The 14,666-nt window shown below is 51.5% G+C and carries 14 protein-coding genes; 10 read left to right on the top strand and 4 right to left on the bottom strand.

Annotated elements, in window-relative coordinates:
• Window positions 1-1,341 (top strand): acetoin dehydrogenase dihydrolipoyllysine-residue acetyltransferase subunit, encoded by a 1,341-nt coding sequence (locus tag DFR47_RS10065; RefSeq protein ID WP_113944278.1) that lies wholly within the window; start codon window positions 1-3, stop codon window positions 1,339-1,341.
• A 139-nt stretch (window positions 1,342-1,480) separates the two neighbouring features.
• Here the strand turns inward: DFR47_RS10065 and DFR47_RS10070 are convergent, their stop codons facing one another.
• Window positions 1,481-2,128: a hypothetical protein gene (locus DFR47_RS10070; protein WP_113944509.1), complete on the bottom strand. Its 648-nt coding sequence runs from the start codon at window positions 2,126-2,128 to the stop codon at window positions 1,481-1,483.
• 216 nt (window positions 2,129-2,344) lie between these two features.
• Here DFR47_RS10070 and DFR47_RS10075 point away from each other — a divergent pair, with 216 nt between their 5' ends.
• From DFR47_RS10075 to ptsP, 5 genes are all read left to right on the top strand, one after another.
• On the top strand, window positions 2,345-2,779 hold the full coding sequence (locus tag DFR47_RS10075) for a transcriptional regulator GutM (protein WP_113944279.1): 435 nt from the start codon (window positions 2,345-2,347) through the stop codon (window positions 2,777-2,779).
• 55 nt (window positions 2,780-2,834) lie between these two features.
• On the top strand, window positions 2,835-3,632 hold the full coding sequence (srlA, locus tag DFR47_RS10080) for a PTS glucitol/sorbitol transporter subunit IIC (protein WP_113944280.1): 798 nt from the start codon (window positions 2,835-2,837) through the stop codon (window positions 3,630-3,632).
• Window positions 3,633-3,649: 17 nt separating this feature from the next.
• Entirely contained in the window at window positions 3,650-4,639 is a 990-nt protein-coding gene (gene srlE / locus DFR47_RS10085; protein ID WP_113944281.1) for a PTS glucitol/sorbitol transporter subunit IIB, read from the top strand.
• An 82-nt stretch (window positions 4,640-4,721) separates the two neighbouring features.
• Window positions 4,722-5,102 carry a PTS glucitol/sorbitol transporter subunit IIA gene (locus DFR47_RS10090; RefSeq protein WP_113944282.1) on the top strand — a complete coding sequence of 127 codons (381 nt, stop codon included), beginning with the start codon at window positions 4,722-4,724 and terminating at the stop codon, window positions 5,100-5,102.
• A gap of 31 nt (window positions 5,103-5,133) precedes the next feature.
• Window positions 5,134-7,104, top strand: a complete 1,971-nt coding sequence (gene ptsP, locus DFR47_RS10095) for a phosphoenolpyruvate--protein phosphotransferase (protein ID WP_113944283.1) — start codon at window positions 5,134-5,136, stop codon at window positions 7,102-7,104.
• Between the two features lie 45 nt (window positions 7,105-7,149).
• On the opposite strand, the gene DFR47_RS10100 is transcribed toward ptsP, so the two are convergent.
• Complete coding sequence (locus DFR47_RS10100; protein ID WP_113944284.1) at window positions 7,150-7,902, bottom strand: hypothetical protein; 753 nt, start codon at window positions 7,900-7,902, stop codon at window positions 7,150-7,152.
• 164 nt (window positions 7,903-8,066) lie between these two features.
• On the opposite strand from DFR47_RS10100, the gene DFR47_RS10105 reads away from it, so the two are divergent.
• Window positions 8,067-9,101, top strand: coding sequence for a sugar-binding transcriptional regulator (locus DFR47_RS10105; RefSeq protein WP_113944285.1), 1,035 nt, complete (start codon window positions 8,067-8,069; stop codon window positions 9,099-9,101).
• 9 nt (window positions 9,102-9,110) lie between these two features.
• Here the strand turns inward: DFR47_RS10105 and DFR47_RS10110 are convergent, their stop codons facing one another.
• A complete protein-coding gene (locus tag DFR47_RS10110) occupies window positions 9,111-10,091 on the bottom strand; it encodes a sugar-binding transcriptional regulator (RefSeq protein ID WP_113944286.1) in 981 nt (326 codons plus the stop codon).
• A 209-nt stretch (window positions 10,092-10,300) separates the two neighbouring features.
• Between DFR47_RS10110 and surE the strand changes: the two genes are divergently transcribed.
• On the top strand, window positions 10,301-11,047 hold the full coding sequence (gene surE / locus DFR47_RS10115) for a 5'/3'-nucleotidase SurE (RefSeq protein WP_113944287.1): 747 nt from the start codon (window positions 10,301-10,303) through the stop codon (window positions 11,045-11,047).
• An 89-nt stretch (window positions 11,048-11,136) separates the two neighbouring features.
• Here the strand turns inward: surE and DFR47_RS10120 are convergent, their stop codons facing one another.
• Window positions 11,137-11,988 (bottom strand): metallophosphoesterase family protein, encoded by an 852-nt coding sequence (locus DFR47_RS10120; RefSeq protein ID WP_113944288.1) that lies wholly within the window; start codon window positions 11,986-11,988, stop codon window positions 11,137-11,139.
• A 204-nt stretch (window positions 11,989-12,192) separates the two neighbouring features.
• On the opposite strand from DFR47_RS10120, the gene DFR47_RS10125 reads away from it, so the two are divergent.
• Window positions 12,193-13,260, top strand: a complete 1,068-nt coding sequence (locus DFR47_RS10125; RefSeq protein ID WP_113944289.1) for an ABC transporter ATP-binding protein — start codon at window positions 12,193-12,195, stop codon at window positions 13,258-13,260.
• A gap of 43 nt (window positions 13,261-13,303) precedes the next feature.
• Complete coding sequence (locus DFR47_RS10130) at window positions 13,304-14,608, top strand: ABC transporter substrate-binding protein (protein ID WP_113944290.1); 1,305 nt, start codon at window positions 13,304-13,306, stop codon at window positions 14,606-14,608.
• Window positions 14,609-14,666 lie beyond the last annotated feature (58 nt).

Below are 14,666 nucleotides of genomic sequence, written 5' to 3' on the forward strand. Positions count from 1 at the left end.
ATGGCTGTCGAAGTCATCCTGCCTAAAGTTGATATGGATATGGAGACCGGCCAGATTTCGCGTTGGTACGCCAAGGATGGCGATACGGTCACCAAAGGACAATTGCTGTTTGAGATTGAGACCGATAAAGCGGCCATGGAAGTGGACGCTCCAGCTTCCGGTATTCTCGGTGATGTTTCTGCCGCAGAAGGCGCTGTGGTTCCTGTTGGTCAGGCAGTTGCGTGGATTTATGCGGAAGGTGAAGAGCGCAAGGGCGGAAATGCCACTGCCGCTGAGACTGCAATTGTCGCGGAAGCAGCTGTCTCAGCACCAATAACCTCTGTTGCACTGCCGGAAGTTACCCTCGCTCCGGTTGTGCTGGCAGAAGATTCCGGTGTGCGGGCAACGCCTTTGGCGCGCCGTCTGGCACGTGAGGCCGGTCTTGATCTGAATACGGTTGCGGGCTCAGGTCCTAAAGGCCGTATCCAGAAAAAAGACGTCGAAGCATGTCTGGCCACAGTTGCGCCTGCCGCAGGTGTAACGCAACCTGTTGCCATACCTGCGCCACGCCCGGTTGCAGTGTCTCAGACTGAGGGTATATTGAATGCCACATGGTTGCGGCAGGGTGAAGCCGGATATTTGCCAATCGTGCTGATCCACGGTTTTGCCTCCGATCTCAACAGCTGGCGTATGCTGTTGGCCGGTAGCAACCTTCGCAATCCGGTGCTGGCACTTGATCTGCCTGCGCATGGTCAGTCGCCGCGTTATGTGCCGGATAGTATCGACATGATTGCTGCGGCGGTTGAGACGACTCTAACTGCGCATAATGTGGGATCATGCATTCTCGTTGGTCATTCGATGGGCGGTGCGGTGGCGACTGTTACCGCTGCGCGTGGCTTTACGGATGTGCGCTCACTGGTACTGATCTCCTCAGCCGGTCTGGGGCCACAGATCAACGGGGCTTTCCTTGAAGGGCTGGTGCGGGCGAAATCTGAGGCCAGTGTAACGCCTTGGCTCAAAGAGCTGTTTGCCGATGAAGCACTGCTGTCAAAAGCCTTCATCAATGCAACTGTTGCACAGGCGAATGATGCTGAACTACGTAATGCGCAGGCAGGCATGGCGGCACAGCTTTGCACTGACGGTACACAAACCTTTGAAATCCGCTCAAGCCTTGCGCAATTGAATATTCCGGTGCGTCTGATCTTCGGTGCACAGGATCGTATTATTCCGGTTGCTCATGCGTCCGGTTTGCCGGGTGAAATCGGTGTGCATGTATTCCAAAAATGCGGACATATGCCTCAGATTGAACAGCGCGATGCCGTACTGCGTATCATCAGCGAGTGCAGCAAAGCCGCACATTAGAACGCGCTTCGATCTGATTGGATCAGATCGGCGCTCTAAACCTGCAGATAACAGACCGCACACCGTTCCCTCTGTCCGGTCTGTATTCTGATCACACTCCGGATAATTGTCATGATTATCCGGAGTGCTTTTTATTAGCTTAATTATGTGAAGGTTCTGTGAGCGCAGATGCGGGATGATCTGCTCCGAGTGCGCGTTGTACGGCTGCGCGGGCGGAAGCAAAATCAGGCATCACCCAATTAGGCTCTTGACCCAGAAACTTATCGAGAAAAGCAATGGCAAAGCCCGGCATCTCCGATGCATTTTCACGATAAGTCCACCATGTGCGCAGATCACTGGCACTTTGGTCGATATCAGGGCTGGTGCCGAACTCCTGTTCCTGCACGGCAGCAATCGCGCAGATGCAGTAGTTGGTATAAAGGAAACCCTCCGGCCAAAAACGGATGATTTCAGTTAAATTTTCAAGCTCACCGCTCAGTTCGTTGTCGGATGGATTTACGGCTTTTGCGGGTGCGAGACGGATCAATTCTTTCAGAACCAGACCGGCTGCAAAAATAATGAAATCTTTCCGGTCAACAGCCGCGTAATGCTTGTTCTGATTGACCAGCTCAATCCAGTTCAGAAAGGCTTCAGTCAGACGTTTTTCATCAATATCATAACGCACACCGGTCATTTCGGAGATCAGATTGGCATGTTTGCGCAAAGTCGCCCGAAACCAGCGTAACTGACGCAGCCTGTGGCGTAGATCAGGTACATTTGCCATCTGGTTTTTGAACAGCAGATCCATCATGAGCTCTTTCTTGTATGCTGACTTTTATGCGGGCACTTCATTGACAGCAATCATAAGCGATGACAGGAGAAATGTCATTGCTATTCGCTGGAACAATCGCTGTGTTCTGCTGGCTTTAAATTATACATATTGACATTTAAAAAAACAAATGTTCTTTAATTCGATCAGGAGAATACTCCGGAAAGATAGAGGAGCAACCGGAGGAGATATCATATGGCGATATGGCAATGGGCATTATTGGCATTGGCATTGCTGTGGGGATTCCAGTCGCTCGGTGTCTGGTTTCAGATGCGCCACTATACGGATGTCATGAAAGGCATCAGTAACAAATACAAGGACGGATATGTTGGTGCAGGCCATGTGCGCGGGCGTTTCGGCAAAGGCGTTATTGTATTAATTGTGGTGGATGAGGATCGGGTCGTACGCAGGTTTTTGGAGATGAGCGGGCGTACGGTCTTCGTTAAATTTATTCGTCAGGAAGCCTTTGAAGGTCTGACATTGGCGCAGCTTCGCGAGCAGCTTGAACAGGATAAATTTCAGCCTGCTGTAGCACATGCGGTGCGTTCTGCCATTGAACAGGCGGAGAGACTGGCGGAGCAGTCAGATGGCGGGGAGGGGCTGACCGGTCTGAAACCGGTGAAAGCCTAGCTTATAGAATTTATAGGGGAGGCCGCATCAAAAATGCGGTAATCAGGGAGGTAATATGTCTATTACAGCAATGTTGGCGCAACATGCCGACGTCACTATGCAATCCCTGCATCATGCGGGCGGGCTGGTGTCCGATGCAGTCCTGAACAGCGGATTGCATGGAAAAATGACGGCGCAAAACAGCATCAATGACTTTGTGGTGCTGGCGCAGGCAACCACAGACACGGGCGCAGCGGCAGCGAGTGATAATATCACCGTTGATCAGTTTCGCGAACGTCTGCAAAATGTGCAGCAGGAAGAACAACTGGGTTGGCTGACGGCGCTCGGCAAACACTTTATCGGTGTTTTCCAGAAGGGCGGCGAAGTACTGACCGGTTTTGTTACCGGCATTATTCCGACTCTTATCGTGCTGATGACGGCTTTTTACGCGATCACTGAACTGGTGGGCGAAAAGCGCGTGCATGGTCTGGCGCGCGGTGCCGGTCGTATTGCGCTGACACGTTATACCGTGTTGCCGCTGCTGTCGGTGTTCTTTCTCACGAATCCGATGGCCTATACATTCGGCTCGTTTCTGGAAGAAAAGCACAAGCCTGCCTTCTATGATGCTGCTGTTTCCTATGTACATCCGCCGCTTGGCCTGTTTCCGCATATCAATCCGGGCGAATATTTCGTCTGGGGCGGCATTCTGGTCGCACTGATGGAGCTGGAAAAGAAGGGCGCAGTTCCGGGCGGATATCACATCACTGTAGCGATCTGGTACGCACTGGTCGGTCTCGTGGTGATCCTGCTTAAAGGCATGCTGACAGAACGCATTACAGCCATTATGGCGCGCCGTCAGGGCATTGAGCTCTGAGAAGCGGGAGGGGAAAAATGGCGAAATCCTATAAGTCCGTAACAATTCAGGCTGGTTCCGGCGGCTGGGGCGGCCCGCTGACTATTCAGCCAACTGAACAGCGTAATAAAGTCGTTTCGGTTACAGGTGGCGGTATTCATCCGATTGCCCGTCAGATCGCTGATATAACCGGCGCAGAAGCGGTAGACGGCTTCAAAGCACCGCCGATTGAAAGCGAAATGGCTGTGGTGGTCGTGGATTGCGGTGGCACCGCGCGTTGTGGTGTCTATCCGCGTAAGCGTATACCTACCATCAATGTCATGCCTGTCGGCCAGTCCGGCCCGCTCGCGCAATATATTACCGAGGATATTTATGTATCGGGTGTAAAACCTGAAAATATTACAATCTCCGATGGTTCTGCTCCCGCAGCATCTGCTACGCAGACAATGCATGAAACACCGGTTACAGCTCCTGTTGAGCAGCCGTCGGAAGGCGGTATTATCGGACTGATCAGCAGTGTTGGTCGCGTGATGGGTGGTATTGTCGGTGTGTTCTTCAATGCCGGTCGCCGCACTATTGATCAGGTTATCCGTAACGTGCTGCCATTTATGGCCTTTGTTACCATGCTGATCGGTTTCATCCTCTATACCGGCATTGGTGATATTCTTGCTCAGCCTCTGGGGCCTCTCGCCAATAATATTATCGGTCTTCTGATCCTGTCTGCGATTTGCGGATTACCGTTCTTGTCTCCGGTGCTCGGACCCGGTGCGGTCATCGCGCAGGTGGTTGGTGTGGCGATCATCGGCCCGCAGATTGCCAATGGTACAATTGCACCGGCAATGGCTCTGCCAGCCTTGTTTGCCTATAACACGCAAGTCGGTTGTGACTTCGTGCCGGTTGGTCTGGCACTGGGAGAAGCCAAGCCTAAAACTATTGAGATCGGTGTTCCGGCGGTTCTGATCAGCCGCCAGATCATGGGGCCGGTTTCTGTGCTGATTGCATGGGCTGTCAGCCTGTTGGTTCTTTAAATATACAGAGAGCGGTTTGGTCGCTAATGACCGGCCGCTCTTCAATAAAGATATGAAATATTGACTGAAAGGTACCGCTATTATGACAATTTCTCTGAATACGCGGGTGACTGCTGTAGGGCCTGAAGTAGCGGATCTGGCTGAAGGCGGCGTTGTTATTCTGTTTGCTGACGGTTCCCCGTCAGAACTGGCTGAAGTTTCCGTTCTGCATGCGATTACAGCAGAGCCATCGGCTGAAGCACCGGTCACCGGTGCAACGATCAGCATTGGTTCACTTGAGGCAAAAATCACCTCTGTCGGTGCCAGCGCATGGCAAAAAGTACTTGATATCGGCCATGTGGTGATTTCGTTTAACGGTGCTGATAATGCCGAGCGTCCGGGTGAAATCTGCGCCTCTGAAGTGGATACAGAAGTGCTGGTTGCGCAGTTGCAGGCCGGTGCCAACATTATCATTCGCGCATAATATTGAAAAGCATTGAGACAGGTATAGCATCATGGAACGCTCGACAATCGTACGGGTGCATGAAGGATTGCATGCACGACCGGCTACCCGCTTTGTAAAGCTTGCCAAAGGCTTTGAAGCGGACATTGAGATTGCGAAAGCGGGTAAGAGCGTCAGTGCAAAAAGCTCTGTCAAACTCATGCTGCTCGGTGTGAAAGAAAATGACACTGTGACCATACGGGCTGACGGCGCTGATGCTATTGAAGCGCTGGAGGCGCTGATTGGCTATCTGGAAAATCCGTTGTCAGGGTTGGAAGATCATGCTGACGCGCCCGTTGCTTCCGGTGCGGCTGTCTCTGTTGAAAACAAAGCACCGGTAATTCCTATAGGACAACCGGATGAGACCGGTTTTATCTCCGGCATTGCTGCCAGTGAAGGCATGGCTCTTGGTGCAGCCTATCCATTTTTTTCGCCGGAAATTACCGCCGATAACCGGATGCTGAAACCGGAGGAAATACCGGCAGAGTTGCAACGGTTCCATGAGGCCGTTGCCTGTGTTCAGCAGCGTATGGATGCGGAACTGCAAGCGGATAATCTTGCCGAAAGTGATCGCGGTATTATTGCAGCGCTGAAAGATATTGCCGCAGATGAAGTTTTGCTGGACGAAGCAAAGGGTCTGATCCGTGGCGGGCTGGATGCTCTCTCTGCCATGCTTGGTGCCAGTGCTGCGGTTGCCCGTCAGTTTTCAGAGATCGATGATCCTTACCTCAATGCGCGTGCTGATGATGTGCAGGCTGTTGGTCGTCAGATTTGTCTGGCGCTGCTCGGGCAGCAGGATATCAGTCTCGAAGCGCTGCCGTATGGTGCAATCCTGATTGCTGAGGATATCGGCGCATGGGATTTTGCCCGTGCACCTTTGAAAAAGATTGGCGCGATTGTCTGTGGTCATGGCGGGGCAACGTCTCATGTGGCCATCATTGCACGCACACATGGTATTCCTGCTGTTTTGGGGCTTGGCAAGGCAATATATCAGCTCAAAGATGTAAAACAGATCGCTGTTGATGGTAGCAAAGGCCGCGTTGCGCCTGAGCCTGATGCACTTATTCGCACAGGTTTTGAACAGGGTATTGCAGCGGCTAAAGCTGAAAAGCTGGCTCTGGAAGTCTATCGCACTCTGATCCCGCAGCGTGCCGATGGCGTGGTGATTGAGATTGCCGCCAATCTCGGTGCTCTGGAAGAGATTGAAGTGGCGCAAGCCGCCGGTGCAATGGGCGTTGGTTTGTTTCGCACTGAACTCTTGTTTATGAAACATATGCATCTGCCGTCTGAGGATATGCAGACGGAAACCTATGCTGCTTTACTCAAGGCCTTTGCGCCTTATTCTGTGATTGTCCGTACGCTGGATATTGGTGGTGATAAGCCGGTTGCCGGTATTGAATTTCCGCAGGAGGAAAATCCGTTTCTCGGCTGGCGCGGTATTCGTATGTGCCTCGACAGGCCGGATATTTTCAAGCCGCAACTGCGCGCTTTATTGCGCGCGGCGGTTCACGGTAAACTCAAAGTCATGCTGCCGATGATCTCGGACGCGGGAGAAATTCGCGCAACGAAAACCCTGATTGAAACTTGCAGGCAAGAGCTGATCGGTGAGGGGAAAGCTTGCGGTGAATTTGAACTGGGTGTGATGATTGAAACACCTGCAGCCGTTTTTGCTGCCCGCCAGCTGGCTCAGGAAGCGGCTTTTTTCTCAATCGGCACCAATGATCTGACGCAATATGTCATGGCCGCAGACCGGTTGAACCCGACCGTCGCTAAGCTGAATGATGTATCGCATCCTGCGGTGATGGCGGCCATTGAGATGACGGCAAAAGCAGCAAACGAAGCCGGAATTATGGTGGGGATGTGTGGTGAGGCGGCTGCACGACCGGATTTGATCGCGGAATTTATCCGCATGGGGCTGACGGAGCTGAGCATGAGCCCTGCCTCAATCCCGCGCGCAAAAAAGCTTATTTCCGAACTGAACTAAGAAAACACCGCCGCATAAATTCACTGATGCGGCGGTGTTTTACATTTACGGCAAGTGAAAAATCAGTGTAGCGAAGAGCTTTTGCAGAGCAACGCTATCATTCTGACTGACGCCTTCAATAATACGATCTTCACGCGCTTCAACAGCCAGCAATGCACTTTCCAGATTGTCGATATTTTCCATATCGGCAGGTTTTGCCGTTGCTAATGCACAGGCCAGTGCAATGGCTGCAAAGCCGCTGATCATTGCAGATTTTGACAAGGTGCCTGACTGGCGTACCGGTTGTTGCCGCAACATTTCCTGAAACAGTGTCGTACACAGCTTGGCACTTTGCTGGATAATATCGGTTGCCGGATCTTGCAGGCGGGCAATATCGGCGCCATGCTGTTGTTTGATCCGCGTATAAACGGTCTTGAAAACGGCTTCCTGAATCAGCAGGTTTTCGGCTTTATACCGGTGCAGAACGGCTTTCGTAAGGTAATACATATCACGGTGAAATGCCCGCTGTCCTTCAGAACTACCGTTAAAGTAAAAGCTTAAACTCCGGACATCCGGCGCGGTTTCATGAATGGACGGATTGTCCGAGACAAGGGATATGGAAATCGTTTCGGCAGTGCTGAACGCCTTATCCATAACCGTTGCCGCCACATGCGCCGCACGGTTCATAACAAGTTCAGGCAGAACTACAGATTTTTCAGCTGGCTGCTGACCATAACGGGTGTGTCGCAGAGCATAGCGCAAACCGCGCAGCTTATCTTTAATGCTAACGGCGATGTCGTTGGGAATGTCCTGATGCATGGTCGTTCATCCTGCGCGCATGATGCGGGTATAACCCGAAATGATGACGGGATTATTGTTTCTTCATGACATAAAAAGCAATAAGCTGCATGCAGAAAAGCCTGCATATCTGTGCCCTTATGCAGCGGGCGCAATAAACTGACGCAAATAATCGGGGAATTGGGTTGAAAAGCACGAAACGTAAGTCGGGAACACCTCAGGAAGCAATTGAACTTATCGTCGGATCAGAGAGCGTTGCCAGTGAGAATAAGACAAACCGGCTACGTACCCGAGCAGCCTGGATGTATTATGTCGAGCAAATGACCCAGAACGATATTGCCGATGTTCTGGGCGTTGGCCGTGTAACGATTGTCCGCCTGCTGGCTGAAGCGCGGGCGCGCAATGAAGTGAAAATTACCATTGAAGGCAAGCTGGCCGGTCTGACAGCACTGGAGCGGATGCTGGAGCAGACATTCGGGTTGGAGCGCGCAATTGTAGCTCCGTTATCGACGCCGGACACTGATCCGGTAGCGCCGATTGCGGCGGCGACCGGCGCTTATCTTTCGGAGAAAGTACAGCATGGTATGCGTATTGGCGTTGGCTGGGGGCGGACATTATCCGGCACCTTGCAACATATCGGTGCGCGTAATCTCAATGATCTTAAAGTCATTTCGCTGCTTGGCGGGATCGCGCAGCCGCGCCGTTTCAACCCGCCGGAATTTGCCTGGCAGTTTGCGCAGATTTTTCAGGGGGAGGGCTATCTGATCCCGGCGCCGGCTCTGGTCGACAGCAAAGAAACCCGTGAGGCTTTGATTGAGCGTTGCGGGCTGAAAGATGTTTTCGAAATGGCTGATGATCTGGATATGGTTCTGCTCAGCATTGGTGGCATTGAGACTGCCAGCAGCACATCTTATCGCGTTGGTCTGATTGATGATGTGCAGAAGCGCTCATTGCTCGAAAATGGTGCGGTCGGCGATATGCTGTTTCATTTCTATGATTGCAACGGCGAGATAGTGTCCGATCCGGTGCATGAGCGGGTGATGTCGGTCAGCATGGATAAGCTGCAAAAAGCGCCTATACGTATTCTCACCTCCGGCGGGCCGGAAAAAGTTGCAGCGCTGCTCGGCGCGATGAAACTGCTGAAACCGACGGTCTTTATTACCGACGAGGTGAGCGCGGCGGCAATGCTGACCAGAATACAGGCGGAAAATGCCGGATAAAGCCTGATGTCAGATCAGGCTTTTCAAGTTCAGTAATTCTTGCGCTGTTGCTTCATCAGTAATCAGCACCTGTGCCTTTGTGGTCAGGATACTTGCGCGGATAGCCTGCGCTTTGCGCACGCCACCGGCAGAGATGATCACCTTTGGCACTTTGCGCAATTCTGTCGGATTAATCGCCATAGCGCGCTTATTGACGGGATGATCGACAATCTCACCCGCTTCATTGACGAACTGACACAAAACATCGCCGACAGCGCCTGCTGCCTGCAGGCTTTCAGCGTCTTCGCTTGTCAAAAGTCCGCGGCGGAAAATGGATGCTTGTTTGCTGACATCCGCAACGCTCAGAATTGCAAGATCAATCTCTGATACTTTCTTTTTCAGCGCTTTCAGATCCTGAATTTCCCATAATTCCTGCGCCAGTTTTTCATGTGGCACAAAGACCGGAGCGGTGATCTGAAACAGTTCTGTTTTGTAAAACTCCGCCAGTCGCCATGCGACCGCAGACGGGTTATAGGCCATGGAATGGGTCAGACCGCCCAGCAGAGAGATAACTGAAAGATCGCTGATTTCGCGCCACTTCAGATTGCTCATACAGGCTTGCAGAGTTGCACCCCAGCCAACACCGATTGTCAGTCCGTCTTGCAGACGATCGGAGAGATAGCGCCCTGTGGCATGACCGATGACCGCAGACAGACTGGCTTCCGACTGGTCAGAGGATGGCACAACAATCGCCTCAAATAATCCGAGATGCTTCTCCAATGCCCGTTGCAATTTGATCAACGGCTCCGCATGGGAATTAAGCGAGATTTGCACAATGCCTTCTTCGCGGGTTGCTGCCAGCAAGCGGAAAGCCTTGATCCGGCTGATATCCAGATTTTGCGCAACTTGTTCTTGTGTCAGCCCTTCAATGTAATAGAGCCATGCGGCGCGCAGTTTTAATTCGTCCTGATCGGCCTGAAATTTGGTTTTCGGCTTACTGCTGCGGGCCATTCTTCTACCTTTTATGTCTTTTTCACACAAAGCATTATCTGTCATCTGTTTGTGATAATGGCGTGATATCAGTGCAAAGGTCAAGATTTCTCTAAAAACATATTTGAACAAAATTATTTAATTTGCAAATTTTGTACAAATAAATCATATATTCCATCACAATTTGCGAGACTCTCCTGTTGCGGAGAGGAGTTATCAAGAGGTGGAATATGCGAATTCTGATTTCAAATGACGACGGTATTGATGCATCCGGCATTGCGGTGCTTGAAAAGGCTGCGCGTCTTTTGACTGATGATGTTTGGATCATTGCGCCGGACGGCAATCGGAGTGCTAACGGTCATTGCGTATCGCTGACCGCCGGATTTTCTGTGAATAAAGTCGCTGATAAGCGCTATGCCTGTACCGGAACGCCGGTTGATTGTGTGATTGCCGCTGTTCACTGGGTTTTCCGCGATCAGAAACTGCCGGATCTGGTTCTTTCAGGTATTAATGCGGGGCGCAATGTTGCGGAAGATGTATCTTATTCCGGCACCATGGCGGTCGCACGTGAGGGCGCACTGAACGGTATTGCATCTGTTGCTTTTTCTGCGCCGCGCGATTTTGAACCGGCAGATACAGCGGCACTTGAATGGCTTGCCAGTCATATCCGTAATTTCTGGGAGACCAGAAGTGACTGGGCGCATGATGGTCACTGGCTCAATATCAATCTGCCGCGCAAATTGCCTGCCGCTTTGGAAATGGCTGAAATCGGCCGCGATAAGAATTTGAAATATGTGACTATTCTGGAAGAAACGGAAACTTCGGTGCGCATCCAGCCGCTTGCGGATCGTGATTATATGACCAATGGCAAGGATGAAAATGCGCTGATTGATGCCGGTAAAGCCAGCGTCACCAATCCGAACTGGTTTGGACATTCACCAGTGCCAGCATCCGTGACAGCCCATAAGCCAGCCTGAGTGCTGACAAAAGCATTGTAAAAAACAACCCCGCTCTGAACCTCAAAGCGGGGTTATTTTGTATGGCGCGCCGGAAAACCGGCTTATTTTTAGCCGCCGATCAGCGGATAAACAATTTTAATCACGTCTTCCAGATGATTGTTGGCGAAGCCTTCCTGCTTCAGGACTTTGCTTTCAACGCTGCCATCATCAGAAAAATGATGTTCCATGTAGCCCACTTCGCGTGTGCCACCCATTTCCGGCACCAGTTCGTCTGTGGTGGTAAAAGCGATTGAAGAGCACCATTCCAGATGTACATTACCACGCTTAGCGGAGCGCTGCTGGTGTAAATGCCCGCTGGCAATCAGGCGCAGTTGCGGATGATTAATCAGGGTTTCAAGACGTCGCCAGCCTTTCGGATCAACCGTCCAGTAGGTCAGTTCGGTGCTATCGGTATTGTCGATATAGATCGGCTGATGGGAGAAAACAGCCAGATAGCGCTGTCCAAGTGATGCGATCTGCGCGTCGATCCAGTCATATTGCTCGGCTTCCTGTGGCAGTCCGGAGCCGATCAACATCGAGCTGATGCCAATGATCCGCCAGTTACCCTGATCGATTGCCCAGCGGTCAGCACCGAAATAATCCGCAAATTTAGCATAGCGCGCAGCATTGATGGCGCTGCCGTTTTCACTTTCCGGCTTGGAAAGGTTCGGATTGTCGCCGATGTCGTGGTTGCCGGCGAGAAAATGAATGACCTTGCCGGATTCCTGAAAGAAATCCCGGCACAGCGCATAGTCTTCATCATAGCGGATTCCATCCAGCGTGATGTCGCCGGTGTGGATGATGAAATCATGATTTGATTCCGCCAGCGGCTTGGCCAGCAGGCGATTATTTTCACGAAAATGCTCCGTGCGCGGAGAAAGATGCGTGTCTGAGATTTGTAATATGCTGAATTTGGACATGTTTTGCTCCCGTCTATGAATGAGTTTGGTGCAAATCAACTCATTCTGTACAAAAGTATTGACTGTGAATAAAAAGTTCAATAATTTTTTTGAAAAGTGATGCCGGTTTCTGTTGTTTTAGCAAAAATGGTTCCGGTGAAATGCTGCCATAGCAAATGAAGAAAGTATTGCATGGCGGTTGTAAGTCTCGGGGAGGGGAAGCGGATGTCCGGTATTGAGATCGTCAATCTCAACAAGAAGTGGACGACATTCCACGCAGTGAATGATGTGAATTTTACCGTAGAGCCCGGAACACTGACCGTGCTGCTGGGGCCTTCCGGTTGCGGAAAATCAACGTCGCTGCGTCTGATTGCGGGTCTGGACTCTGTCACCTCCGGTCAGATTATCATCGGCGGTAAAGATGTAACCAATGCTGCACCGGCAAAGCGTGGTCTGGCAATGGTGTTTCAGTCCTATGCTTTGTTTCCGCACCTGACTGTTGCTGAAAATATTATCTTTGGTCTGCGTGTGCGCAAGGTTTCTGCCGGTGAACGCGATCAGCGTCTAAAGCGGGCAGCTGATATTCTCGGCCTGTCGCATCTGCTGGACCGGCGTCCTTCACAATTATCCGGTGGCCAGCAACAGCGAGTGGCGCTGGGGCGAGCCATTGTGGCCGAAGCTTCTGTTTGCCTGATGGATGAGCCGCTTTCCAATCTTGATGCGCAGTTGCGCCACGAAATGCGCAAGGAAATCCGCAATCTGCAACAGCAGCTGGGTATGACCATGGTCTATGTGACCCATGATCAGATTGAGGCAATGAGCCTTGCCGATCAGGTCATTCTGATGAAGGGCGGCAAGATTGAGCAGAAGGCGAAACCCGCAGAGCTCTATCTGGAACCTGCCACCACTTTTGTTGCCCGTTTCATTGGCACACCACCAATGAATGTTATTCGTATGGCTGATTATGACGGCAAAGCCACGATCAGCGGTGCAGCGGATGCTCCGGCAATTATTGACGGTTCTGCAAGCGGCCTTGCTCTGGGTTTGCGTCCGGAAGAAATCCGCATCGCGGATGAAGGGCGTGTCAAAGCCCGTATTGAGGCCATCGAATATCATGGTGCGGACAGTATTCTGGACTGCCGCGTTGGCGATCAGAATTTACAAGTGCGTATCGAAGGCATTCGCCAGTTCCATACCGGTGACATGGTTGGCCTGACATGGGCGCCATCCGCTGTGCATGTGTTTGACGAAGCAGCAGGGCATCGGGTCGAACGCTCCGCTCTGCCGCTTTAACCGCAATACCCGGAACATTACCATCCATCTGGAGATAATAACAATGACTATGCAGGCAAAACGAACTGTGAAAACGCTCTTTGCAACATCTGCAATACTGGCGGTGCTGGGCGGTTGGGGAACAGCCCATGCTGAACAGGTTGAAATCAGTTTTTATTATCCGGTGGCGATCGGCGGGCCGGTAACAAAAATCGTGGATGATCTGATCACTCGTTTTGAAGGGCAAAATCCGGAGATCAAGGTCAAGCCGATTTATTCCGGCACCTACCCTGAAACACTGAGCAAGTCGCTCACAGCCTTCAAGTCCGGTCAAGCGCCGGAAGTGGCGGTGATGCTCTCGACAGATATGTTTACGCTGATCGAAGAAGACGCCATTATTCCATATGAAGATCTGGCAAAAACCGATGATGACAAAGCATGGCTTGCAGGTTTTTCGCCGGTTTTCATGATAAACAGCAAGAGTGAAGATAAAACATGGGGCGTGCCTTTCCAGCGTGGCACCACAGTTTTCTTCTGGAACAAAGATGCTTTCAAGGAAGTTGGACTTGATCCGGAAAAAGGCCCGCAGGACTGGTCAGAGGTGGTTGATTTTGCAACTAAACTGACCAAACGTTCCGGTAGCGGTAATGTTGAACGCTGGGGCATGCAGGTGCCGTCATCGCTCACATCTTATTGGCTGTTGCAGGGTTATGTTGCGCAAAACGGCGGCAAGATTGCTGAGCCGGACGGTAAAAAAACCTACTTCAATTCGTCTGAAGTTGTTGAAGCCATGCAATATTGGGTCGATCTGGCACACAAACACAAAGTAATGAAGCCGGGCGTGATCGAATGGGCGACCAATCCGAAGGATTTCTTCGAGGGGCGTGCAGCCATGATCACCACCACCAGCGGCAACCTGACCAATGTAAAAAACAATGCGCCTTTCCCGTTCGGCGTGCAGATTTTGCCAAAGAACAAGGCCTATGGCGCCCCGACAAGTGGTGGCAATGCTTATATTTTCAATGTTGAAGATGATGCAAAGCAGCAGGCAGCCTTTAAATTTGTAAAATGGCTGTCTTCGGCAGATCAGGCTGCCGAGTGGAGCATCAAAACCGGCTATATCGCTGCGCGCGATGATGCATGGGAAACCGAAGCGATGAAGAAATATGTTGCCGAATTCCCGGGTGCAAAAGTCCCGCATGACCAGATTCAATATATGGTGCCGGAACTTTCAACCTATGAAAATCAGCGGGTTGCCCGTGTGATTGATGACGCGATTGAAGCGGCGTTGACCGGCAATAAGAGCGTTGAAAAAGCGCTGGAAGATGCTCAGACCGAAGCCGAGCGCATTCTCAAGCCTTATCAGTAAGTCTTAAAGTAATTCAGCTGTGCATGACGGGAGGTCATGCACAGCTCATTCCATCAAT

The sequence above is a fragment of the Pseudochrobactrum asaccharolyticum genome (assembly GCF_003314995.1).
Lineage (GTDB): Bacteria > Pseudomonadota > Alphaproteobacteria > Rhizobiales > Rhizobiaceae > Pseudochrobactrum > Pseudochrobactrum asaccharolyticum.

Excerpts from the sequence above, each read along its gene's own strand:
- DFR47_RS10075 (WP_113944279.1), top strand. The coding sequence starts at position 2,345 with ATGGCGATATGGCAATGGGCATTATTGGCATTGGCATTGCTGTGGGGA.
- DFR47_RS10065 (WP_113944278.1), top strand. The coding sequence starts at position 1 with ATGGCTGTCGAAGTCATCCTGCCTAAAGTTGATATGGATATGGAGACC.
- srlE (WP_113944281.1), top strand. The coding sequence starts at position 3,650 with ATGGCGAAATCCTATAAGTCCGTAACAATTCAGGCTGGTTCCGGCGGC.
- DFR47_RS10120 (WP_113944288.1), bottom strand. The coding sequence starts at position 11,988 with ATGTCCAAATTCAGCATATTACAAATCTCAGACACGCATCTTTCTCCG.
- surE (WP_113944287.1), top strand. The coding sequence starts at position 10,301 with ATGCGAATTCTGATTTCAAATGACGACGGTATTGATGCATCCGGCATT.
- DFR47_RS10110 (WP_113944286.1), bottom strand. The coding sequence starts at position 10,091 with ATGGCCCGCAGCAGTAAGCCGAAAACCAAATTTCAGGCCGATCAGGAC.
- DFR47_RS10125 (WP_113944289.1), top strand. The coding sequence starts at position 12,193 with ATGTCCGGTATTGAGATCGTCAATCTCAACAAGAAGTGGACGACATTC.
- DFR47_RS10070 (WP_113944509.1), bottom strand. The coding sequence starts at position 2,128 with ATGGATCTGCTGTTCAAAAACCAGATGGCAAATGTACCTGATCTACGC.
- ptsP (WP_113944283.1), top strand. The coding sequence starts at position 5,134 with ATGGAACGCTCGACAATCGTACGGGTGCATGAAGGATTGCATGCACGA.
- DFR47_RS10090 (WP_113944282.1), top strand. The coding sequence starts at position 4,722 with ATGACAATTTCTCTGAATACGCGGGTGACTGCTGTAGGGCCTGAAGTA.
- DFR47_RS10130 (WP_113944290.1), top strand. The coding sequence starts at position 13,304 with ATGACTATGCAGGCAAAACGAACTGTGAAAACGCTCTTTGCAACATCT.
- srlA (WP_113944280.1), top strand. The coding sequence starts at position 2,835 with ATGTCTATTACAGCAATGTTGGCGCAACATGCCGACGTCACTATGCAA.
- DFR47_RS10100 (WP_113944284.1), bottom strand. The coding sequence starts at position 7,902 with ATGCATCAGGACATTCCCAACGACATCGCCGTTAGCATTAAAGATAAG.